Below are 21,198 nucleotides of genomic sequence, written 5' to 3' on the forward strand. Positions count from 1 at the left end.
CGGCCTCCTCAGGGCAGCGGCGTTCCTCGGGCCGTGATCCACAGCCCGTACCACTCGTCGTGGGAGAGCCGGGGCTCGTCGGTGGCGTCCCGGCAGGCGCGGATGCGGGCCGGGTTGGCGGTGCCGATGACCGGGACGATGCCGGCCGGGTGGCGGCGGAGCCACCACAGCACGATCGTCTCCGGTGTGGTGCCCTTCTGCTCCGCCAGCTCGCGGACCAGAAGGGCCGTCGCCCGGTCGGCCGCCGTCTCGGGGCGGTCGGTGTAGCGGCCCTGCGCCAGGGCACCCCAGGCCTGCAGCCGTACGGAGTGCGACCGGCAGTAGTCCAACGTGCCCTCGGGAAAGCCGAGTTGGGCTGCCGCCGGAGTGTTGACCAGGACCTCGGACTCCAGCCAGTCCCTGCGGTGCAGGCTCATCTCCAGCTGGTTCGCGACCAGTGGGATATCCAACGGGGCCTGAAGACGGGCGAGTTGTTGCGCATCCATGTTGGACACGCCGAACTGCCCTACCAGACCCTGCCGGTGAAGGGACGTCAGGACCTCGGCGATGTCCTCCGGGTCGGCGAGCGGGTCGGGGCGGTGCAGCAGCAGCGTGTCCAGCCGGTCCGTGCGCAGCCGGGTCAGGCTCTCCTCCACGCACCGCGCGATGCTGCCGCCCCGCAGGTCGTACGTGCCGGGCCGGTCGCCCTCGGCGAGCCGGATGCCGCACTTGGTCTGCAGCGTGATCCTGTCCCGCAGCCCGGGTGCGCGGGCCAGTACCTCTCCGAAGACCGCCTCGGCCTTGCCGTGCCGGTAGATGTCGGCGTGGTCGAACGCGGTGATGCCCGCGTCGAGCGCCGCCTCGACCACGGCGTGCGCGTGCTCCACGTCGGCCGCGCCGTACGGCTCGCGGTCCCAGCTGCCGCCCAGTCCCATACAGCCGTGGATCAGCCGGTCCTGCGCCATCTCGCCCCGTTCTGCCGCCGGTTGCCGGCGCCGGCCGTACGGGCCGGACGACGCCGAGGGACGGATCACGATAGCCAAGGAGACCTGCGCCGGGCCCGCCGGGATGCCGCGGCGGTCAACTACTCGTGTTGTGAGCGGAGTTCGGTTTTGAGGATCTTGCCCGCGGCGGACACCGGAAGTGCGGGTACGAAGTGCAGCTCCCGCACCCGCTGGTACGGGGCGACGCGCTCGGCCACGTACGCCATCAGCTCCTCGGCGCTCGCCATGGCCGAGGGGCGGAGGACCACGTACGCGGCGGGGATCTCGCCCGCCTCCGGGTGCGGTACGCCGATGACGGCGGCGGCGGCGACCGCCGGGTGTCCGGCGAGTACGTCCTCCAGGTGCAGGGGATAGACGTTGTAGCCCTTGTAGATCAACATGTCCTTGACCCGGCCGGAGAGGAACAGGAAGCCGCGCTCGTCCACCCGGCCCACGTCGCCGGTGCGGAGCCAGCCGTCCCGGAACTGGTCCGCGGTCAGATCGGCGCGGCCGTGGTAGCCGTCGGTGATCTGCGGGCCGCGGGCCCAGACCTCGCCGGTCCCGCCGACGGGCAGCTCCCGCTCGGGGTCGGTGAGGTCGCGGATGCTCAACTCCGTTCCGGGGACGGGGAGTCCGACCGAACCGGGCGGAGTACCGACCGCCGGGTCCACCGGGTGCAGGGTGAGGGACATGGTCGCTTCGGTGAGCCCGTACCCCTCGGTGACCAGCGCGTTGGGGAACAGCTCGCCGAGCCGTCGTACGGTCTCCGGGTCGATGGGCGCCGCGCCCGAGAGGACGTTGGAGACGGACTCGACCCGGAGCCCGGCGGCGGACGGCGCGGCGAGCAGGGCCCGGTACATCGCGGGGGAGCCGCCGAGCCAGGACACCTCGTGCTCCACGACGTCCGCGAGGAACCGCTCGGGGTCGAAGCGCGCGCACAGCACCACCGTCGTGCCGACCAGCGTGTTGCCGACGAGCCCGATCAGGCCCATGGCGTGGAACAGCGGAGCCACCGCGAGGGTGGTCGCCGTGCCGGGAGCGTGGTGGTGGGCCGTGGCGCGCTCCTTGTCCTGCTCGGCGCCGAGCAGCCCGTCGACGAGGACGGTGCGGGCGGCGCCCCGGAACCAGGCGACCTGCGCGATGTTCGCGAGGAGGTTGCGGTGCAGCACACGCACCGCCTTGGAGCGGCCCGTGGTGCCGCCCGTGTACGCGAGGTGGGCCAGGTCGTCCGGGCGGCGCAGGACCCGCTCGGCGTGCCCGTACCGGAGCAGCGACTCGGCGGCGAGCACGGCCCGGCCCGTCGGTGGGGGCGGCGCCGCGGCGGTCGGTGCCTGCGCGGTCGGTCCTTGCGCGGCCGGTCCCGCGGCGCCGGGGACGACGACGGTGAGGTGCGGCGCCGGTGCGTCGGCCGCGTACACCGAGGCGAGCGACGCGGGGTGGGCGACCACCGCGCGCGCACCGGAGTCCGCGAGCTGAGCGGCGAGCGCGGCGGGCGGCAGTGCCGGGTTGGCCGGGCAGACCACGGCACCCGCGTACAGCGCGCCCCAGTAACTGACCGGAAACCACAGGCAGTTGGGGACGAGCAGCAGGACCGTGTCGCCCGGTGCGATGCCGTGCTCGTGCAGGCCGCGCGCGAACCGCTGTGCCTGCTCGTGCAGTTCGGCGAAGGTGAGGGACCGCTCACCGTCGCGTACGGCGACTCGGTCGGCGAAGTGATGGGCCGCACCGGCCAGGACGGCGCCCGCGTCGACGGCCGGGAAGGTCAGCGTGGTACCGGTCAAGAGATCACTCCTCGGGGTCACTGCTCGGGTCACTCCTCGGGCCAGTGTTCGGGTCAGCCCTCAGATCACTCCTCAGATCACTCCTTGCCTGGTCAGGCGGTCGAGTTCGGGCGACGTCAGGCCAGCTTCGGCCAGCACGCTCCGGGTGTCCTCGCCCGTCCTCGGCCGAGCGCCCGGCGCGGTCGCCGGGGTGGCGGAGAACCGAGGCGCGGGGGCGGGCCGCAGCGGTCCGTCGCCGTCGAGGAACGTGCCGCGCGCCCGGTTGTGCGGGTGGGCGGCGGCCTCGGTCAGGGAGAGTACGGGCGCTCCTCGGACCACGCCCCGGCCGCGAGGAAGCCGTACGTCATGGCGAGCAGCAGCGCACTGCCGTCCGTCATCGCGGCGTCGACCACCTGCCCGCTTCCGGTCGCCCGCCGCGCTCGACGAGTTGGACGGGCGTGACGACCTGAGCGTCGGCGTCCTCACTTCGGCGCCATCCTGATCGCCCCGTCCAGGCGGATGACCTCGCCGTTGAGCATCGGGTTCGCCACGATGTGCCCGACCAGGGAGGCGAACTCGTCCGGAGTGCCGAGGCGCGGCGGGTGCGGCACCTGGCGGCCGAGCGAATCGCGCACCTCCTGCGGGGCCTTGCCGAGCAGCGGGGTGTCGAAGATGCCGGGCGCCACGGTCGACACCCGGATCTGCCGGCCGGCCAGGTCGCGCGCGATGGGCAGGGTCATGCCGACGATGCCGCCCTTGGACGCCGAGTACGCGGCCTGCCCGATCTGTCCGTCGAAGGCCGCGATCGAGGCGGTGTTGACGATGACGCCGCGGTCGCCGTCCAGCGGTTCGTTGTCGGCCATCCGCGCCGCGGCCAGGCGGATCACGTTGAACGTGCCGATCAGGTTGACCGTGACCACCTTGGTGAACTGATCGAGCGGGTACGGGCCGTCCCGGCCGACAGTACGGGCCGAGCCGCCGATCCCCGCGCAGTTGACGACCACCCGCAGCGGGCCCTGCGCCACCGCCGCGCCGACGGCCCGCGTCACGTCCCGCTCGTCCGTCACGTCCCCCGCGACGAACTCCGCCCGATCGCCCAACTCCTTCGCGACGGACCGGCCTTCGGAGCTCGGCAGGTCGAAGAGGACCACGCGGGCGCCGGACGCCAGGAGCTCGCGCGCGGTGGCCAGACCGAGGCCGGAGGCGCCACCGGTGACCAATGCCGAAACACCATCGGTACGCATGGGCTTCCCCACATCTGTTAACTTAACGATCGTTCAGCAAATGTCGTCCTCAGGCAACCACAGGCCCCAGAGGGTGTCAACGGACCGGACGGCGACGCCGGATCGGACGTCGACGGCGGCCGGACGGCACGTACGGAAAGGACGACCGTGACACTCGAGATCACCGGCACCACGCAGTGGCAGGCCTGGCAGGACCGCGTCCTTCCGCCGGTCGAGCGGGTCCGCGACGGGCTCTGGTCCATCCCCGTCCCGATCCCGGACAACCCGCTGCGCTACGTCCTGGTGTACGCCCTGGAGTCCGGCGACGGCGTCGTCCTCGTCGACGCCGGCTGGCCCGCCGAGACCTCCTGGCGGGCCCTCTGCGACGGTCTCGCCCGGATGGGCACCTCCGTCGAGCACGTCAAGGCCGTCCTCGTCACCCACAACCACGCCGACCACCTGGGCCTGGCCGGCCGGGTCCGCGAGGCCTCCGGCGCGTACGTCGCCCTGCACGCCCTGGACGCCGCCCCGTTGGGCGCCCGCGAGGTGTGGCGCACCGACCTGCTGCACCACCTCACCCGCCACGGCATGCCCGCACCCGAGGCCGCCGGCACCGTGGACGCCCTGAACGTCGACCTGCTCTTCGGCGCGCCCGAGCCCGATGTGCTGCTGCGGGACGAGGAGCGCGTCAGGCTGCCCGGCCTGGACCTGACCGTCCTCTGGACCCCCGGCCACAGCCCCGGCCACTCCTGCTTCCACGAGCCGGGCCGCCGCCTGCTGTTCTCCGGGGACCATGTGCTGCCCCGCATCACCCCGGCCGTAGGCGTGTACGCGCGGACGGTCGGCGACCCGCTCGCGGACTTCCTGGCCTCCCTCGACCGGCTCGAACGGTACGAGGTGGAGGAGGTCCTGCCCGCCCACGAGTACCGCTTCCGCCGCCTGGACCAGCGGCTCGTCCAGATGGCCCGGCACCACACCGAACGCCTCGCGGAGACGTACGCGGCCGTACGCGAGGCCCCGGGCGCCACCGCCTGGGAACTCGCCGCCGAGCTCGAATGGTCCCGCCCCTGGGGGCAGTTCGGCATCCAGCAGCGCCGCTTCGCCCTGGGCGAGACCCTGGCCCATCTCACCCTCCTGCGGACCAGGCGGGAGATCACCGCGAGCGACGAGGAACCGACACGCTGGCATGTCGCGGGGCACGCGCCCTGAGCGCGTGCCACTCGACGCCCGCGTCTCCAGGTTGGCGCACGCCCTGCCCGCCCGTGGACACGTCACGTACGGCAGAGCTACCTTAACGATCGTTCGACTCGGTGACTGACCACGCTCGAGAAGAGGCTGCCGTGCGCCGTTCGGTGTTCGACGAGGATCACGAGGCGTTCCGCGCGACCCTGCGGGACTTCATCGCGAAGGAGGTCGTGCCCGTCCACCACGAGTGGGAGGAGCAGGGGCATCCGCCGAGGGACTTTTACCGCAAGCTGGGCGACCTCGGTGTGCTCGGCGTCCAGGTGCCCGAGGAGTTCGGCGGCGCCGGGCAGACCAGCTTCAAGTTCGCGGCCGTCGCCACCGAGGAGACCACCCGCGCCGGGGTGTCCTTCGGCAACTACTCGGTGCACACCAATCTGATCCTGCCGTACCTCATGGCGTACGCGAACGAGGAGCAGAAGCAGCGGTGGCTGCCCGGGTTCGCGAGCGGCGCGCTCATGACCGCGATCGCCATGACCGAACCCGGCACCGGCTCCGACCTCGCCAACATCCGGACCAGGGCCGAACTCTCGCCGGACGGCACGCACTACGTCCTGAACGGCGCCAAGACGTTCATCACCGGCGGCGTCCTCGCCGACCTCGTGCTCGTGGTCGCCCGCACCGCCCCGTACGACCCGGAGAACCGCAGGGCGGGCCTGTCCATCCTCTGTGTGGAGTCCCGCAGCGAGGGGTTCGCGGTCGGGCGGAAGCTGCAGAAGATCGGGCTCAAGGCCTCCGACACCGCCGAACTGTCCTTCACCGACGTCAAGGTGCCCGCCCGGAACCTGCTCGGCGAGGAGGGCGCGGGCTTCTCGTACCTCTCGCACAACCTGCCGCAGGAGCGCCTGACCATCGCGCTCGGCGGGGCCGCGACCGCCGCCGCCGCGCTGCGCTTCGCGACCGACTACGTGCGCGAGCGCACCGTCTTCGGCAAGCCCGTCGCGCACTTCCAGAACACCAAGTTCGTGCTCGCCGAGTGCGCCACCGAGGTCACGGCCGCCCAGCTCATGGCGGACCGCGCCCTGGAGCTGCACGACGAGTGCGGGCTGACCGTCGCCGACGCGGCCAAGGCCAAGCTGTTCTGTACGGAGACGGCGGGCCGGGTCATCGACAAGTGCCTTCAGCTGCACGGGGGTTACGGGTACATCACCGAGTACCCGATCGCCCGGCTCTACGCCGACACCCGGGTCTCGCGCATCTACGGCGGGACCAGCGAGGTCATGAAGACCATCATCGCCAAGTCCCTCGGCCTCTGAGGGGCGCCCTCTTGCGTACGTCCGACAGGCGTAGGTCCGACGCCTGAGGAGAGCTCCATACGGTCTGACCAGGCCGTACGTTGGCGATTCGGGCGGTGAGCGGGTACACCTGGGGAAGCGCCGAGGGGGCCCGAGGATCCCCTCCGGCGCCCCGGCCCGCCGTTTCCCGATGCGCACCCCCGCCCCCGTGCGGCGTGCCCCGCCCCGAGTGGAGGACCCTCATGCCCGCCGCCCCCGCCCCGCGCGACCGCGTCGCCGCCAGGATCGACGCGTACAAGGACCGGCTCGTCGAGCTCAGCCACGCGCTGCACGACGACCCGGAGACCGCCTTCGAGGAGACCCGCGCGGCCGAGCGCGTCGCCGCGCTCCTCGAAGAGGCCGGGTTCACCGTGCGGCGCGGCGCCTGCGAGCTGCCGACCGCGCTCACCGCCACGTACGGCACCGGCGATCTGACCATCGGCGTGTGCGCGGAGTACGACGCGCTGCCGGAGCTCGGCCACGCCTGCGGGCACAACGTGATCTGCGCGGCGGGCGTAGGTGCCGCGATCGCGCTCACGGCCGTCGCGGACGAGCTGGGGTTCCGCGTGAAACTCCTCGGCACCCCGGCCGAGGAGGAGGGCGGCGGCAAGGTGCTGATGCTGGAGCGCGGCGCCTTCGACGACGTCACCGTGGCGATGATGGTCCACCCCGAGCCCGGGGACGCCGTGGACCCGCGCGGCTCCAGCACCGCCGTCGGCCGCTTCGAGGCCACCTTCACCGGCCGTGCCGCGCACGCCGCGTCCGCGCCGGAGGCCGGGCTCAACGCCGCCGACGCGGCCGTCGTCGCCCAGGTCGCGATCGGCCAGCTCCGCCAGCAGCTCCGCGACGGCCACCGCGTCGCCGGGATCGTGCGCAACGGCGGCGAGCGGACCAACATCATCCCGGAGCGCACGGTCCTGGAGTACGAGGTGCGCACCCCCACCGGCGAGGAGCTGCAGACCCTCCGCGAACGCGTCCTCGACTGCTTTCGCGGCGCCGCCCTCGCCACCGGCACCACCCTCGACGTACGCCCCACCCAGCCCGACTACGTGGAGCTGCGGCACGACCCCGCCCTGATGCAGGCGTACGCGCGCAACCTGCGGGCCGCCGGCCGTGACGTGCCCGAGCCGGGCCCGGTCCCGCGCGGTTTGGGCGCCTCCACCGACATGGGCAACGTCGCCCAGGCCCTGCCCGCCATCCACCCCGGGATCGGCATCGACGGCGCCCAGGGCACCCCGCACACCCGGCAGTTCGCGGTCGACGCCGCGAGCCCCGCCGCCGACGAGGCCGCCCTGACCGGGGCCCTCGCGATGGCGTGGACGGGCCTCGACCTCGCGGCCGACCCGGACTGGCGGGCCCGCGCTCTGGCCGCCCGCCGGGCCTGAGCGCGCGTCCCGGCGTCCGACGACAGGGAGCCGACGTTGATGGAACGATCGTTCAGGCGGCTAGGATGCCTGGTGACCGGATCCGGGACATGAGGAGGACACCGGTGCGAGGAACAGGCCGCCAGGCCATCCTGGACGCCGCCCGGGAGGAGTTCGGGGAGCGCGGCTACGCCGCCGTGTCCATCCGCGACATCGCCCGCCGGGCCGGCGTGAGCCTCTCGGCGATGTACCACTACTACACCGGCAAACAGGACCTGCTGCACGCCCTCGTGAACGGCAGTGGCCAGGCCTACTTCGACTCCTGCCGCAAGGAGTTGGAGTCCGCGGGCGACGACCCGGGGGAGCAGCTCGCCGCGGTGGTGCGGGCCACCGTGCGCTATCGCGCGGAGTACCGCCTTGAGAGCAGTCTGACGCTCGCCGAGTGGCGCAGCATGTCCGAGGAGCAGCTGGAGGAGTTCCGGGGCCGGCAGTTCGACGGCACGCGGATGTTCAAGGAGATCATCGAGGACGGCGTGGACCAGGGCGTCTTCCGCACCCCGCACCCCCAGGACGCCCGCCGCGGCGTCATCGCCATGTGCAACGCCGTCGCCCAGTGGTACCGCGAGAGCGGCGAGGAGAGCGTGGACGACCTCGCCGAGCGGTACGTGGAACTGGCCCTGGTCCTGGTCGAGTACCGCCCGGCGGCCCGCCGCTCACGCCCCGCGAAGTCCTCCTCCTGACGTACGATCAAGAACCCTTCGTAAGCGGAGAGTTGCGCAGGTCCGCCGACGTGATCACTTCACGGCCCACTCGCCGGTGAACTCCGGCTCCCGCTTCTCGTTGAACGCCGCCAGGGCGGCCGGGGCGTCCTCCGTGGCGAAGTTGACGGTCTGGGCGCGCGCCTCGTTCGTGAGGGCGTCGCGCAGCGTGCGGTCGACGCCCTCGTTGAGCAGGGCCTTGTTCTGGGCCTGGGCGACCGGCGGCCCCGCGGCGAGCCGGCGCCCCAGATCCGCCACGAACGCGTCCAGCTCCTCGGCCGCCACCAGCCACGTGACCAGGCCGAGCCGCTCGGCCTGAGCCGCGTCGATCATCTCGGCGAGCAGTGCCAGACGTTTGGCCTGCTGGAGCCCGACGAGCCGGGGCAGCTGCCAGGACCCGCCGAAGTCGAGGGAGAGGCCGCGGCGCGCGAAGATCTGCGAGAACCGGGCCCGGGGCGTCGCCACCACCAGATCGCAGCCGAGCGCCAGATTCCACCCGGCCCCGACCGCCACCCCGTCCACCTTCGCGACCGTCGGCTTGGGCAGCTCGTGCAGCAGCAGCGCGATGTCGTTGATCTTCCTCATCCGGTGCAGGGGATGCGGCGGCGCACTCTCCCCGGCCCGGGCGGACAGGTCGGCCCCGGCGCAGAAATCGCCGCCCGCGCCGGTCAGTACGACCGCCCGTACCTCCGGATCCGTGCCCGCGTCGGCCAGTGCCTCCCCGAGGGCGGACCACAGCGCGGGGTCCAGGGCGTTCTTCCGCCGCGGGCGGTTCAAGGTCAGCGTCAGGACGCCTTCGGTGCGTTCGGTCAACAGAACGGGCTCGTCCGGCACGACCCCCACCCTTCCCCACGCGGCAGAAACGCTCGCAAGTTATCGAACAGTCGTTAAGGAGGTCAACGGGCAGGACGGACCCGCACAGCCGACACCCCGCACCAGCGTGAACGAGGCAGCGCAACGGGGCAGGCGGCCCGCCACCGGGGTCGTCCACACGTCAATCACCACCGGGGTCGGGAAGACTGGGAAACATGGCTATGCACGGATCCGCGCGCCGGGGGTCGAGTCCGCCGTCCCGGCCCCGGGGACAGAACGAGCCGCCGGTACGGGCATCGGGGTGGCGCCGGCGCCTGCTGAACGCACGAAGCGTCGCCAGTCAGGTCTTCCTGCTGCAGCTCGCGATCGTCGTGATCCTCGTCGTCGCCACGCTGCTCGTCATCGTCGTCCAGGTCCGGAACCAGGCCACCGACCAGGCCCGGGACGAGGTGCTCGTCTCCGGTGAGGCGTTCGCCAACGGCCCCGGCCTGGTGGCGGCCCTGGAGAGCCCCGACCCCACGGCGGTCCTGCAGCCCCGCGCCGAGACGGCCCGTGAACGCTCCGGGCTCGACGCGGTGGTGGTGACCGACACCGACGGCATCCGCCTCACGCACCCCGACCCCGAGCAGATCGGCAAACCGTTCATCGGCACCATCGAGCCCTCGCTCGAAGGACGCACCACCGTCGAGAACGCCGAGGGCCCGATCATGCCCGGGGGAGAGACGGACGTCGTCCAGTCGGTGGTGCCCGTCCTGCGGGCGGACGGCTCGGTCGCCGGGATCGTGTCCACCTCCGTCACCGTCAAGCACGTCAACCGGGACGTGGCGGCCCGCCTGCCCGCGCTGCTCGGCACCGCGGGCGCCGCCCTCATCGTGGCGGGAGGCGGCTCGGCCCTGGTCAGCCGGCGCCTCAAGCGCCAGACGCACGGGCTCGGACCCGTCGAGATGACGCGCATGTACGAGCACCACGACGCGGTCCTGCACTCCGTCCGCGAGGGCGTCCTGATCGTCCGCGCCGACGGCCGGCTGCTCCTCGCCAACGACGAGGCCCGCCGCCTCCTCGACCTCCCCGCCGACGCGGAACGCCGCCGGATCACCGACCTGGGCCTGCCGCCCGCCACCGCCCGGCTCCTCACCTCGGGAGAGTCCGCCACCGACGCCGTGCACCGCGTCGGCGACCGGCTCCTCGCCGTCAACGTCCGGCCCGTCGGCCGCCACGGCGGCCCGGCCGGAAGCGTCGCCACGCTGCGCGACTCCACCGAGCTGCGCGCCCTCGCCGGCCGCGCCGAACTCGCCCGGGAACGCCTCCAACTCCTCTACGACGCCGGGGTGGGCATCGGCACGACCCTCGATGTGGCCCGTACCGCCGAGGAGTTGACCGAGGTCGCCGTACCCCGGTTCGCGGACTTCGCCACCGTCGAGCTGCTCGACGCCGTGATCCGCGGCGACGAACCGGACGACACCGACGCCGCCATGCGCCGGATCGCCGTGCGCGGCATCCAGGACGACCCGCCGCTGTACCCGGCCGGTGAGTCCATCCGCTTCGTGCCCGGCAGCCCCATGTCGCAGGGGCTCGCGACAGGGCACGGCGTGCTCGCCGCCGACCTCGCCGCGACCGACGGCTGGCGCGCCCAGGACCCGGAGCGGGCGCGGCGCGTCCTGGACCACGGCATCCACTCCCTGATCTCGGTGCCGCTGCGGGCCCGCGGAGTCGTCCTCGGCTCGGCCAACTTCTGGCGCTCCGAGCAGGATCCCTTCACGCCGGACGACGTGTCCTTCGCCGAGGAGCTCTCCGCCCGCGCCGCCGTGTCCATCGACAACGCCCGCCGGTACGCCCGCGAGCACACCGTCGCCGTCACGCTGCAGCGCAGCCTGCTTCCGCACGCCCTGCCCGAGCAGTCCGCGCTGGAGGTCGCCCACCGCTATCTGCCCGCCGAGGCCGGGGTCGGGGGTGACTGGTTCGACGTGATCCCGCTGCCCGGCGCCCGCGTCGCGCTCGTCGTCGGCGACGTCGTCGGCCACGGACTGCACGCCGCCGCGACCATGGGCCGGCTCCGTACCGCGGTGCACAACTTCTCCGCCCTGGACCGCGCGCCGGACGAAGTACTCGGCCACCTCGACGAGTTGGCCGCCCGCATCGACGCCGACGAGACCGACCTCGAGGGCGTCGGCGCCGGCATGATGCTCGGCGCCACCTGCCTCTACGCGATCTACGACCCGGTCAGCGGACGCTGCACCCTCGCCCGCGCCGGACACCCGGGCCCCGTCGTCGTCCACCCCGACGGCCGGTCGGAGTTCCCCGACGTACCGGTCTCCCCACCGCTCGGCCTCGGCGCCGGCATGCCCGTCGAGACCGCCGAACTCCAGCTCGCCGAGGGCAGCACCCTCGCCCTCTACACCGACGGCCTGATCGAGGACCGCCGCCGCGACCTGGAGATCGGCTTCGACCTGCTGCGGGGCGCCCTGGCCGAGACCGTGGACCGCAGCCCGGACGAGGTCTGCCAGGTCGTCCTCGACACCGTCCTGCCCGAGCAGCCCGCCGACGACGTCGCCCTCCTCGTGGCCCGTACGCGCCGGATCCCACCGGAACGCGTCGCCGAGTGGGACGTACCCGACGACCCCGCGGCCGTCTCCCGCGTCCGCGCCGACGCCACCCGCAAGCTCGCGGACTGGGACCTGGACGAGGCCGCGTTCGCCACCGAACTGATCGTCAGCGAACTCGTCACCAACGCCATCCGCTACGGCAGCGAACCGATCAGGCTGCGCCTCCTGCACGACCTGGGCAGCCTGATCTGCGAAGTCGCCGACGGCTCCAGCACCTCACCGCACCTGCGCCGCGCCAAGAGCACCGACGAGGGCGGCCGCGGCCTGTTCCTCGTCGCCCGCTTCGCCCACCGCTGGGGCACCCGCTACACCGGCCGCGGCAAGGTCATCTGGACCGAACAGTCCCTCCACCACGCGAACCACGCCGCGGCGACGGACTCGGAGGAGAGCCTGCTCGACCAGTGGGGGGACGACTCGGGGTTCTGACTCGGGGTTCTGACTCGGGGTTCCGAGGGGAGCGACCCATCGGTCCGTACGGCGATCGGGCGCGCCCGACTAGCCCACGAACCGGGCCAGTTGGGCCAGCGACGACGCGATCCCCGCCTCGTGGTCGGCCCGCTCGATCCCCGGCGGCACTTCCGTCGCGGTGACCGTCACCTCCGTGCCGCCCGCTGCCTCCACGCACTCCCACGTCATCGTCATGGTGCCCGCATACGACGGGTCGTCGGACGTGAACTCCACGCGCTGCACGACGCGTTCGGGTGGCGCCAGATCGACGAACGCGATGTCCGCCACGTCCGTCGCCGCTGTGGTCTTGCCGGGGGGCCTCCCGGGGCCACCGCTCGCGTCGAGGTAGGTGAGCACCATCCGGAAACCGCCGCCGGGACGCGGATCCCAGTGCTCGATCCGGCCGCTCATCCCCTCGGGCGGCAGCCACGTCTCCAGGGCGCCGCGGTCCACGAGGGCGTGGTAGACGGATTCCCGCGGAGCGTCGATCCAGCGGCCGACACGGTCAGTTCTGGTCATGGTCCTGCATTATGGGTACGTTCCCGCCCGAACGTACGAAGGACCGCGGATGCCCGACAGCACCACCCCGCCGCAACCCGAACGCTGGCTCTACCTCGGCAGTCTCGCGGCGATGGCCGGCTTCGCCGTGTTCGCGTTCGGCTGGGTGTTCGCGGTGTGCGCGGGCGTGCTGACCGGCGGTGGGGTGCTCGTCGTGTCCGCCGTGCGGCGGGGCGCGTCCGCCCTCCGGGAAGGGCGGACGCGCCGGGCCCGGCTGAGCTTCGCCGTGGCGACGGCACCGGCGGCGTTCCTCGGGCTGCTCGTCTCCTGGAGCGTCGGCGCGTTCTCCGGCGCCCTCGACGTGGGCGAGGCCTGCGTCACGCAGCAGCAGCACTACGACTCCGCGTACCGCGCCCGGCACATGGACGAGATGAACCAGCTGTTCCCGCTGCGCAACGCCTGCAACGCCGACTACGACCTCGTGCCCGGCTGGGTCAACCCGGCGGTCGTGCTCTGCGCCGCACTTCTCGTGGCCTCCCTCGCTGTCCTGGCCGCCGGGTTCGTCCGCCTTCTCCTCAACAGGGCGTCACAGACGCGCAGTTGAGGCGGATGTGCCGGATGTGCCGGATGTGCCGGAGGTGCCCCTCATCTGTCCTTGGCCAGTGCGACCAGCTCCGCGAACACCCCACCCGCGGCGACCAGTTCGTCGTACGTGCCCTGCTCGGTGACGCGGCCGTCCCGCATCATCACCACACGGTCGGCGAGCCGGGTGTTCTCCAGCTGGTGCGTGACGACGACCGTGGCGCGCTCGGCCGCGATCCGCTTGATCTGCAGGAAGATCCGGTGCTCGCCGCGCGGGTCCATCTGCGAGGTGGGCTCGTCCAGGATCAGCAGCGGCGTACGGCGGTACAGCGCGCGGGCGCAGGCGAGGCGCTGCCACTGGCCTCCCGAGAGCTCGGCGCCGCCCCACAGCTCCTTGGCGAGCAGCGTGTCGAGCTGCCGGGGCAGGCGCTCCACCGGCTCGCGCATGCCGACCGCGTCCACGGTCTCCCACACCAACGCGTCGTCGAACGTCTTCGGCTGGCCGAGCGTGATGTTCTCCCGTACCCGCAACGGCCAGCGGGCGAAGATCTGCGGGACGAGCGCCGTCCGCCGCCACACGGCCTCGGCGGACACATCGGCCAGATCCGTGCCGTCCCAGCGGACCCGGCCCTTGTCCGGCAGCAGGATGCCCGTGAGCAGCTTGGCCAGGGTGGACTTCCCGGAGCCGTTCTCGCCGACGATCGCGAGGATCTCGCCGCGCCGCAGCGTGAGGGACACCCCGTCGACGGCCGGCTCGTCCTTGCCCGGGTACTGGTAGACGACCTCGTCGAGCCGGATCTCGTCGACGCGCTCCGGGACGGTCGCCGTACCCCGCTGCGGCGCCCGCTCCTCGGCCATGTCCAGGAAGGCGCGCATGTCCGCGAGATACAGCGAGGTGTGGAACATCGCGGCGCCGTGGATCACGAACTGGCCGAGCGCGGCGAGCGTCGTCTGCACCGCGACCACCGCCGTCGCGGCCACGGGCAGCGCGACCCGCCCGCTCGTCGCCAGCCAGGCGAGAGCCGCCCAGGTGCCGAGCAGGAACACCCCGCCCAGGGCGCTCGTCGCCAGCGTGATCCGCAGCATCCGCGGCGCGGCAACGAGCGTACGCCGGTCGATACGGGTGGACAGGGCGCGGTACCAGTACGTGAGGTATCCGGTCATGCCGTTGGCCCGCACCTCGTCGCCGAACTGGGACGCGGTCGCCCACCAGCGCATCATCGAACGGACGTTGCGGTCACCGACGTTGAGGTAGTGCGTCTCGTAGTCGACCCGCGCCGAAAGGACCGCGCCGACCCCCGCGGGCAGCACGGCAAGGAGCAGCAACGGCAGCATCAGCCAGTGCAGCGCGGTGATCACACTGCTCGCGGCGACCATCCGGACGAGGGCGGCCAGGAACCGCTGCGCGTCCTGCACCATCAGGCGGGTGCGCGTGATGCCCACCTCGGCGGCCTCCTGCCGGTCGGCGAACCCGTCCTCCCCGTACGCGGAGGCCTCGACCCGGCAGACCGCCTCCACCAGGGCGATGTCCGCCTCGGTGGTCAGGAGCGGCGTGATGCGGCCGTTGGCGTACGAGGACAGGGCACTGCTGATCCGCCCGGCGGCCGCGGCGGCGGTCACCACGACCAGGGCGGGCAGGGCGCCGTGCAGGCGTTCGGACACGGCCCCGGCGCCGAGCAGATGCGTCATGACCCGCGCGGTGGACGCGAGGACCACGGCGGCCGCCGCGCCGGTCACGATCTGGCAGGCGAGCAGCAGCGCGACCCCCGCCCGGTCGACCGCCCAGGCCATCCGGGCGGTGTGCGCGAGCACGGCGGGCAGCCGCCGGCACATCGCCCCGAACGAGGCGTCGGCCAGCGGGTTCTTCCCGTGCTGCGCCTGGAACTCGATGGTCGCCGGGGCGGGCGGGGGAGGGGTTCTCGTTGCTCGGGAGCCGTCGGCGGATTCGTCGGGGGATTCGTCGGTGGGGTCGTCGGCGGGGTCGTCGGTCCTGGTGGGGGTCGAGGTCACGGGCAGCTCCTGGGTCGCATGCCGCACCTGGATGGTTCGGCAGTGCCCGGAACAACGACGCCGGTACGGAATCGAACGCGCTCGATTCCGGACGCGTGAGAGCCCTTGAACGGCAAGGGTTCGAACGGACGGTCGCCGCACTGGCGCGGGCGAGGGGCGGCCCGAGGTGGCCGAATCGCGGAGGGCTGAGGCTGGTGTGACGGATGAGGTTCGGGGCGATGTGCACCCCCTCAGCCGGACGGTTCTTGCGCTCAGCCGGACGGTTCCTGCGGCTCCGGGTGGTTCGAGAGCTGCTGCTGCTGTTCACCCCTGCGGCCGGTGCCCGCCTCGTCGGTGTCCGGCACGTCGTCGTGCGAAGCCTCCGAGTCCTCGTCCTCCGGGTCGCCGTCCGGCGTCGGGACGTCCCAGTGGTCGGCGTTCTCGTGGCCGGTCTTGTCTGTCTTGTCAGTCTTGTCGGTCTCGTTGTCGTCCGGTGCGGCCTGCTGGTCCTGCGGGTCGTGCGGTACGGCGTCGGGCTCGCGCGCCGAGGTCTGCGCGGGCTCCCGGTCGACGGGCATGAGAACTCCCTTCAGGGCACGGGCTGTACGTGCGCCCGGGCTGCTCGGCCCGGACCGTACGTGGGCCGGGCCTCACGGTGCGGTGCTCGGGCGGCTGCGGTCAGTGGCTCTTGTCCCGGCGGCCGGCCTTCGCGGCCTTCGCCGCCGCCTCCGCCTGCCGCGCGGCCTCGGACTCCCGGCGTCCCTGCTCCTTCAGCTCCTCGCGGTGGAGCGCGACACCGTCGGTGTGCTTCTTCGCGGCCTTGATCCGGGCGAGCTTCGCCCGGACGACGTCCATCTGGTTACCCATGGTGCTTCCGACTCCCTCTGCTTCGTTCCCGCGCGCTCTGCTTCGTTCCCGCGCGTACGGCGGGGCGCCCCGAGGCGACGGGGGTCAGCGCCCGAGCGCGCGCTTGAGTTCCTGCTTGTTCATCGAGGAGCGGCCCTCGATGTTCTTCTTCTGGGCCTCGGCGTAGAGCTGGTCCTTCGTCGGCCCCTGCGCGCCGGAGTGCGAGCGCTGTCCGCCGCGCTCCGGGGCGGACTTGGGGTCCTTGGTCGAGGTCCGGCTCGCCGTACGGGACTCGCCGGAGCGGGCCCGCTCCTTGTTCACGGTGCGGGCGGCGATCTCCTCGGCCCGCTTCTCCGAGACTCCGTGTTCCTTGGCGTTCTCCTTGATGTGCTCGTACTGTCGCTCGCGTCTCGCGCTCGAACCTGCGGGCATGCCGTCCTCCTGACCTCCTGATGAGACTGCCCGGCGGGGCTGCGACGGAGCCTCCCCCGCCGTACGGGTCTCCTCCGCCGCGCCGGGTACCCCGCGCAGGCGGGGCGAACCGGGCTGAGCCGACGCGGACGCGTACGGAGGCGCACGGATTCCGCCTGCGGCTGAGGCGTGCCGTAGTTCTGCTGTTCCCGGGTTCGCATCCCACTGTGCGCTTCTGTGTCCAACGCAGCAAACGCATGGCAGAACCGCAGGTCACAGGCGTGCGCACGACGGCCCGCGGTGGCGCTGCCTACGGTGGAGGGGCGAGGCGCGACCGGAAGGCCGTACTGCCGGAAGGCCGTACTGCCGGAAGGCCGTACTACCGGAAGGCCTACTCACCCGGGCAGGGCGTCGGAGCTGGCGACTCCGGTTTCACACGGCCGCCCGGACCCCGCTGCCGGAAAGGTCCCCCATGTTCGACGAGTCGCCCGCCCTGCTCCGCCACGGCTACGCCTGGCTCCCCGACCTCACACGCCGTCAGGCACCGGGCCCCGTCCGCACCCGGCTGCTCGGCAGGCCGGCCGTCGCCCTGCGCGGACCGGAGGCGGTGCGGTTCTTCTACGACGAGGACCATGTACGCCGCCGTACCGCACTGCCCGAACCCGTCCTGAGCACCCTCTTCGGCAAGGGCGCCGTGCACACCCTCGACGGCCCCGAACACCGCACGCGCAAGGAACTCTTCGTCGGCCTGCTCAAGGACCGGGCCGCCGTCAAGGACCTGACCGAGCACGTGACCGTCGAGTGGGAGCGCGCGCTCGGCGAATGGCGCGCCCGATTCCGCGTCAACCTCTTCGACGAGGCGGGCCTGCTCCTCACCCGAGCCGTCTGCACCTGGGCTGGCGCTCCGCTCGCCGACCAACCGGAGCGGGACGTACGGGAGTTGGCGCGCGATCTGGCCGCCATGGTCGACGGATTCGCCACGCCAGGCCTCCGGCACTGGCGGGCCAGGCGGGCCCGCGGCCGCCAGGAGGAACGCCTCGCCACGCTCGTCGACGAACTGCGCCGCAGGGCTTTGGCCGAACAGGACCCGGCCGTCACCTCGTCCCACGAGGTCGTACGGGCGGTCGCCGCCCACCGGGACGCCGACGGCGCACCGCTGGACGCGCGTACCGCGGCCGTGGAGATCCTGAACGTCATCCGCCCCACGGCCGCGATTGCCTGGTACACCGCCTTCGGCGCCCATGCCCTGCACCGGCACCCCGAGCTGCGTGAGCCGCTGGCCCGCGACCGTGACGGGTACGGCCGCGCCTTCGCCCACGAGGTGCGCCGCTTCTACCCCTTCGCGCCCTTCGTCGCCGGTGTCGCGCCGAGCCGCGTCGAGTGGCACGGCGAGCCCGTCCCCGAGGGCGCGCTCGTCCTCCTCGACCTCTACGGCCAGAACCACGACCCCCAACTCTGGGAATCTCCCTACACGTTCGACCCCGAACGGTTCACCGGCCGCGAACCCGCCCGCGACGAGCTGGTCCCGCAGGGCGGCGGCGAGGCGGCCACGGGACACCGCTGTCCCGGTGAGGACATCACGGTGGCCGTGCTCGCCGCGCTGCTGCCCCGCCTCGCCCGCCTCGACTACGACGTACCGGCCCAGGACCTCCGCATCCCCCTGCGCAGGATGCCGACGCGGCCGCGCAGCGGATTCGTCATGGCACATGTGCGGTAAGGACGCCTGGTCCTCTCCGGGGACTCATGCGGCGGAAGCCATTCCCAGAGTCATGCCCGGACGTCATGCCCGGACGTCATGCCCGGAAGTCCTCCCGATGGTCCCGCGCCCACGCCGCGAACGTGCGTGCCGGGCGGCCCGTGATCCGCTCCACGGCCGTGGTGACCTCGGGCGCCGAATGTCCCGACTCCTCCGTCGACTTGAGCACCGCCCGCACCATGTCCCGCGGCATGTCCGGATACAGCGTCTCCACCGCCTCGTCCGCGGAGACCTCGACGAACGTCAACTCCCGGCCCAGGGCGCGCCCGATGGCCTCGACCTGCTCCTGGTTCGTCGTCGCCGCCGGCCCGGTGAGACGGTGTGCGGCGCCCTCGTGGCCCCCGTCGAGGAGGGCGCGCTCCGCGACCGCCGCGATGTCGTCCTCGTGGATCGGCGCGGTGAGCGCACCGGCGAACGGCGCCCGCACGGAGTCGCCCGCCCGGATCTGCCCGGCCCAGTTGAAGGCGTTCGCGGCGAAGGCGTTGGGCCGCAGGAACGTCCACGCCAACCTGCTGTCACGAACGGCCTGTTCGGCCTGCGCGTGCCATACGTGGATGGGGTGCGCCACGTCCTCCTTGTCCGCGCCGACGATGCCGGAGGACAACATGACGACGTGCCGGACGCCGCTGTCCGCCGCCCGCTCCAGGAGCCGGGGAATCCGCTCGCCGGCCGCGCCCTGCAGATGCAGGAACAGCTTCGACGCGCCCTCGAACAGCCCGTCGGCGTCGAGCCGCGTCACCTCCACCCCCGCGGGCAGCGCGGCCCGCTCCGGACTCCGGCTCACCCCCCGCACGGGCAGGCCCGCGCCCGCCAGTCGCTCGACAAGGGCACGGCCGACATTCCCGGTGGCGCCGGTCACCACGATCACGAGGACTCCTCCATCGGTACGCATGCGGTACGGACTCCGTACGGTAGGGAGCCGTCGCGGGCCCACGCCTCGGCACAGAGAACCAACCGCCCTCCGTCCGACGGCGTACGACCAGCGGCGGCTGGGAGCTCTGGTCGGCCCTCGTGATCCCCAGGCCGACCCGCATGACGTGGCGCACGTGCCACAGCGCCTGCCACAGCTCGTCCAGGCTCTCCCGCGCGGCCGCCACGTCCTCGCCGTCCCGAGCCGTGCCACCGTCCAGCCGCAAGGCGGCGGCGAGCGTGCCGCCGATGCCCGGAACCGCGATCACGATCTGACTGCTCAGGTGAGCCAGGACCCGACGGGCTCGGAACCAGCAGCCCCGTTCCCGGAGGCCCCGGAGGCCCCGGAGATCCCGGAGATCCCGGAGATCCCGGAGATCCCGGAGATCCCGGAGGTCCCGCTCCCCAAGGTCCCGCTCATGTGCGGGCACCGCTTCCCGCGCTCGACGAACTCGATGCCCGTCTCCTCGGAGAGCGCGGCGAAGAACCCGCGCCCCTGGGCGGACTGCCGCGACGTGGACCAGTGGTAGCCGGGTGCCCGGTCGGCGACGAGGGTGAGGGCCTCGCGCCCGACGCCGCGCCCCTGCCAGTGCGTGGCGACGGCGATGTTGGCGACGAACACGGCCGCGCAGACCGCGCACGTCTGGTGGTCGAGCTGTCCCACGGTCCGTTCGTCGGCGTCGAGGAACGTGAGCACGCGGGGCCCTGCCGGGGCGCCGGCGGTCGTGGTGAGGCGGAAGTGCACGGTGCCGCACGCCGGGGCGTGTGCGGCACGTACGGTACGGAAGCGCCGGTGCAGCCGCTCGCGGAGGGTGCTCATGTCGTACGCCTCGAAGGCTCGTGGAAGCAGTCGGGTCGACCGGCCGGTGGCTCCCGGGAGTTGCGGGCCGGTGGCCGTCGAGCGGTGTCCTCGGCAGACTACGCGCGCCGTGCCGCCGCCGGCAGGACTTGCGGAAGTGTCATTCGACGGGTGGGTGGGGGACGGGCGTGCAGAGGACGGGCGTGTGGAGGACCGGCGTGCAGAGGACGGACCCACGGCCTCATGCGGCGGCACGACGGGTCCCGGTGGGCGGTCGCGAAGTCGGCCCGTCCAGGGTGCGGGACGATCACTTCGTCATACGGGTCCACCGGGGGTTCGCTTGAGTACCGCACACGACGACGCGCCAGGTCGCGGCCTGGACGGCGGCCGCCGCTATCTGACGGGAGCCCAACTCCGGCCGCTGCTCCTGAAGTTCGCGGCCCCACGGCTGCACCGACCTGAAGCTGCCGGACCGGACCAGTCCACCCGATGGACGACCGCCCGCGGCCCCACGGATCGTACGCGCCGGGCTACTCCGCCGCGAACGCCCCCGCCATCCGCAGCCACGGCTCGGCCTCCTCCTTGCGGCTCTGCCGCTCCAGGGTGCGGCCGAGCAGCAGATGGGCGTACGCGTCGACCGGGTCCCGTTCGATCACCAGGCGCAACGCGGCCTCCGCGCGGCCCAGTTGCGCCGAGTGGTAGTACGCGCGGGCGAGGAGCATCCGGGCGGCCGTGTGCTCGGGGAACTCCTCGACCACCTCGACGAGCAGCCGCGCCGCCGCCGCGTACCGCTTCTCCTCGAAGAGCAGCCCGGCGCGCTCCCAGCGCTCCACGGTCGACTCCTCGCGGCCGGCGGCCCGTTCGGGCCCGTCGTCGAAGAGGTGCAGCGCACCGGCCCAGCGGTCCTCGGTCGCCCGCCCGTCGGGTCGCACGCTGCCGAACCTGTCGGTCATGGCTGTTCC

Annotated in this window: 21 protein-coding genes; 8 read left to right on the forward strand and 13 right to left on the reverse strand. The window is 72.8% G+C overall.

Annotated features, from left to right (window positions below):
* Nucleotides 1–8: 8 nt before the first annotated feature.
* From QIT00_RS11580 to QIT00_RS11595, 4 genes are all read right to left on the reverse strand, one after another.
* On the reverse strand, nt 9–944 hold the full coding sequence (locus QIT00_RS11580) for an aldo/keto reductase (RefSeq protein WP_282535093.1): 936 nt from the start codon (nt 942–944) through the stop codon (nt 9–11).
* Between the two features lie 119 nt (nt 945–1,063).
* On the reverse strand, nt 1,064–2,743 hold the full coding sequence (locus QIT00_RS11585) for a class I adenylate-forming enzyme family protein (RefSeq protein WP_282535094.1): 1,680 nt from the start codon (nt 2,741–2,743) through the stop codon (nt 1,064–1,066).
* A gap of 72 nt (nt 2,744–2,815) precedes the next feature.
* Complete coding sequence (locus QIT00_RS11590; protein WP_408909755.1) at nt 2,816–3,061, reverse strand: hypothetical protein; 246 nt, start codon at nt 3,059–3,061, stop codon at nt 2,816–2,818.
* Nucleotides 3,062–3,204: 143 nt separating this feature from the next.
* Complete coding sequence (locus QIT00_RS11595) at nt 3,205–3,966, reverse strand: 3-hydroxyacyl-CoA dehydrogenase (RefSeq protein WP_282535095.1); 762 nt, start codon at nt 3,964–3,966, stop codon at nt 3,205–3,207.
* A 147-nt stretch (nt 3,967–4,113) separates the two neighbouring features.
* Between QIT00_RS11595 and QIT00_RS11600 the strand changes: the two genes are divergently transcribed.
* From QIT00_RS11600 to QIT00_RS11615, 4 genes are all read left to right on the forward strand, one after another.
* Nucleotides 4,114–5,154 carry an MBL fold metallo-hydrolase gene (locus QIT00_RS11600; RefSeq protein WP_282535096.1) on the forward strand — a complete coding sequence of 347 codons (1,041 nt, stop codon included), beginning with the start codon at nt 4,114–4,116 and terminating at the stop codon, nt 5,152–5,154.
* Nucleotides 5,155–5,285: 131 nt separating this feature from the next.
* Nucleotides 5,286–6,443: an acyl-CoA dehydrogenase family protein gene (locus tag QIT00_RS11605; RefSeq protein ID WP_282535097.1), complete on the forward strand. Its 1,158-nt coding sequence runs from the start codon at nt 5,286–5,288 to the stop codon at nt 6,441–6,443.
* 221 nt (nt 6,444–6,664) lie between these two features.
* Nucleotides 6,665–7,846: a M20 family metallopeptidase gene (locus QIT00_RS11610; protein ID WP_282535098.1), complete on the forward strand. Its 1,182-nt coding sequence runs from the start codon at nt 6,665–6,667 to the stop codon at nt 7,844–7,846.
* 104 nt (nt 7,847–7,950) lie between these two features.
* Entirely contained in the window at nt 7,951–8,565 is a 615-nt protein-coding gene (locus tag QIT00_RS11615; RefSeq protein WP_282535099.1) for a TetR/AcrR family transcriptional regulator, read from the forward strand.
* 54 nt (nt 8,566–8,619) lie between these two features.
* Here the strand turns inward: QIT00_RS11615 and QIT00_RS11620 are convergent, their stop codons facing one another.
* Complete coding sequence (locus tag QIT00_RS11620) at nt 8,620–9,417, reverse strand: enoyl-CoA hydratase/isomerase family protein (protein WP_282535100.1); 798 nt, start codon at nt 9,415–9,417, stop codon at nt 8,620–8,622.
* Nucleotides 9,418–9,611: 194 nt separating this feature from the next.
* Between QIT00_RS11620 and QIT00_RS11625 the strand changes: the two genes are divergently transcribed.
* Nucleotides 9,612–12,425 (forward strand): SpoIIE family protein phosphatase, encoded by a 2,814-nt coding sequence (locus QIT00_RS11625; protein ID WP_282535101.1) that lies wholly within the window; start codon nt 9,612–9,614, stop codon nt 12,423–12,425.
* A 69-nt stretch (nt 12,426–12,494) separates the two neighbouring features.
* Here the strand turns inward: QIT00_RS11625 and QIT00_RS11630 are convergent, their stop codons facing one another.
* Nucleotides 12,495–12,965 (reverse strand): SRPBCC family protein, encoded by a 471-nt coding sequence (locus QIT00_RS11630; RefSeq protein ID WP_282535102.1) that lies wholly within the window; start codon nt 12,963–12,965, stop codon nt 12,495–12,497.
* Nucleotides 12,966–13,014: 49 nt separating this feature from the next.
* On the opposite strand from QIT00_RS11630, the gene QIT00_RS11635 reads away from it, so the two are divergent.
* Nucleotides 13,015–13,548, forward strand: coding sequence for a hypothetical protein (locus QIT00_RS11635; RefSeq protein ID WP_282535103.1), 534 nt, complete (start codon nt 13,015–13,017; stop codon nt 13,546–13,548).
* A gap of 41 nt (nt 13,549–13,589) precedes the next feature.
* Here QIT00_RS11635 and QIT00_RS11640 read toward each other — a convergent pair whose 3' ends face one another.
* The 4 genes from QIT00_RS11640 to QIT00_RS11655 form a co-directional block, all read right to left on the reverse strand.
* Complete coding sequence (locus QIT00_RS11640) at nt 13,590–15,359, reverse strand: ATP-binding cassette domain-containing protein (RefSeq protein WP_282535160.1); 1,770 nt, start codon at nt 15,357–15,359, stop codon at nt 13,590–13,592.
* Nucleotides 15,360–15,787: 428 nt separating this feature from the next.
* A complete protein-coding gene (locus QIT00_RS11645) occupies nt 15,788–16,093 on the reverse strand; it encodes a hypothetical protein (RefSeq protein ID WP_282535104.1) in 306 nt (101 codons plus the stop codon).
* Nucleotides 16,094–16,193: 100 nt separating this feature from the next.
* Nucleotides 16,194–16,382 (reverse strand): hypothetical protein, encoded by a 189-nt coding sequence (locus tag QIT00_RS11650; RefSeq protein ID WP_282535105.1) that lies wholly within the window; start codon nt 16,380–16,382, stop codon nt 16,194–16,196.
* Nucleotides 16,383–16,466: 84 nt separating this feature from the next.
* A complete protein-coding gene (locus tag QIT00_RS11655; protein ID WP_282535106.1) occupies nt 16,467–16,793 on the reverse strand; it encodes a plasmid stabilization protein in 327 nt (108 codons plus the stop codon).
* Nucleotides 16,794–17,244: 451 nt separating this feature from the next.
* On the opposite strand from QIT00_RS11655, the gene QIT00_RS11660 reads away from it, so the two are divergent.
* The gene (locus QIT00_RS11660) at nt 17,245–18,489 is read left to right on the forward strand and encodes a cytochrome P450 (RefSeq protein WP_282535107.1); all 1,245 of its coding nucleotides are present in this window, start codon (nt 17,245–17,247) and stop codon (nt 18,487–18,489) included.
* 76 nt (nt 18,490–18,565) lie between these two features.
* Here the strand turns inward: QIT00_RS11660 and QIT00_RS11665 are convergent, their stop codons facing one another.
* On the reverse strand, nt 18,566–19,420 hold the full coding sequence (locus QIT00_RS11665) for an NAD(P)H-binding protein (RefSeq protein ID WP_349017175.1): 855 nt from the start codon (nt 19,418–19,420) through the stop codon (nt 18,566–18,568).
* Between the two features lie 140 nt (nt 19,421–19,560).
* Between QIT00_RS11665 and QIT00_RS11670 the strand changes: the two genes are divergently transcribed.
* Nucleotides 19,561–19,713 (forward strand): hypothetical protein, encoded by a 153-nt coding sequence (locus tag QIT00_RS11670; RefSeq protein ID WP_282535108.1) that lies wholly within the window; start codon nt 19,561–19,563, stop codon nt 19,711–19,713.
* A 4-nt stretch (nt 19,714–19,717) separates the two neighbouring features.
* On the opposite strand, the gene QIT00_RS11675 is transcribed toward QIT00_RS11670, so the two are convergent.
* Both QIT00_RS11675 and QIT00_RS11680 read right to left on the reverse strand, forming a co-directional pair.
* Nucleotides 19,718–20,257 (reverse strand): hypothetical protein, encoded by a 540-nt coding sequence (locus tag QIT00_RS11675; RefSeq protein WP_282535109.1) that lies wholly within the window; start codon nt 20,255–20,257, stop codon nt 19,718–19,720.
* Nucleotides 20,258–20,766: 509 nt separating this feature from the next.
* Nucleotides 20,767–21,189 (reverse strand): tetratricopeptide repeat protein, encoded by a 423-nt coding sequence (locus QIT00_RS11680; protein ID WP_282535110.1) that lies wholly within the window; start codon nt 21,187–21,189, stop codon nt 20,767–20,769.
* Between the last annotated feature and the right edge of the window lie 9 nt (nt 21,190–21,198).

The organism is Streptomyces luteolus (assembly GCF_029968015.1).
In the GTDB taxonomy this organism is placed as follows: domain Bacteria; phylum Actinomycetota; class Actinomycetes; order Streptomycetales; family Streptomycetaceae; genus Streptomyces; species Streptomyces luteolus.

Bases quoted from the DNA above. Each gene is read 5' to 3' on its own strand.
- QIT00_RS11580 (WP_282535093.1), bottom strand. From the start codon at position 944: ATGGCGCAGGACCGGCTGATCCACGGCTGTATGGGACTGGGCGGCAGC.
- QIT00_RS11595 (WP_282535095.1), bottom strand. From the start codon at position 3,966: ATGCGTACCGATGGTGTTTCGGCATTGGTCACCGGTGGCGCCTCCGGC.
- QIT00_RS11610 (WP_282535098.1), top strand. From the start codon at position 6,665: ATGCCCGCCGCCCCCGCCCCGCGCGACCGCGTCGCCGCCAGGATCGAC.
- QIT00_RS11625 (WP_282535101.1), top strand. From the start codon at position 9,612: ATGGCTATGCACGGATCCGCGCGCCGGGGGTCGAGTCCGCCGTCCCGG.
- QIT00_RS11630 (WP_282535102.1), bottom strand. From the start codon at position 12,965: ATGACCAGAACTGACCGTGTCGGCCGCTGGATCGACGCTCCGCGGGAA.
- QIT00_RS11635 (WP_282535103.1), top strand. From the start codon at position 13,015: ATGCCCGACAGCACCACCCCGCCGCAACCCGAACGCTGGCTCTACCTC.
- QIT00_RS11640 (WP_282535160.1), bottom strand. From the start codon at position 15,359: ATGTGCCGGCGGCTGCCCGCCGTGCTCGCGCACACCGCCCGGATGGCC.
- QIT00_RS11645 (WP_282535104.1), bottom strand. From the start codon at position 16,093: ATGCCCGTCGACCGGGAGCCCGCGCAGACCTCGGCGCGCGAGCCCGAC.
- QIT00_RS11650 (WP_282535105.1), bottom strand. From the start codon at position 16,382: ATGGGTAACCAGATGGACGTCGTCCGGGCGAAGCTCGCCCGGATCAAG.
- QIT00_RS11655 (WP_282535106.1), bottom strand. From the start codon at position 16,793: ATGCCCGCAGGTTCGAGCGCGAGACGCGAGCGACAGTACGAGCACATC.
- QIT00_RS11660 (WP_282535107.1), top strand. From the start codon at position 17,245: ATGTTCGACGAGTCGCCCGCCCTGCTCCGCCACGGCTACGCCTGGCTC.
- QIT00_RS11665 (WP_349017175.1), bottom strand. From the start codon at position 19,420: ATGCGTACCGATGGAGGAGTCCTCGTGATCGTGGTGACCGGCGCCACC.
- QIT00_RS11670 (WP_282535108.1), top strand. From the start codon at position 19,561: ATGACGTGGCGCACGTGCCACAGCGCCTGCCACAGCTCGTCCAGGCTC.
- QIT00_RS11675 (WP_282535109.1), bottom strand. From the start codon at position 20,257: ATGAGCACCCTCCGCGAGCGGCTGCACCGGCGCTTCCGTACCGTACGT.
- QIT00_RS11680 (WP_282535110.1), bottom strand. From the start codon at position 21,189: ATGACCGACAGGTTCGGCAGCGTGCGACCCGACGGGCGGGCGACCGAG.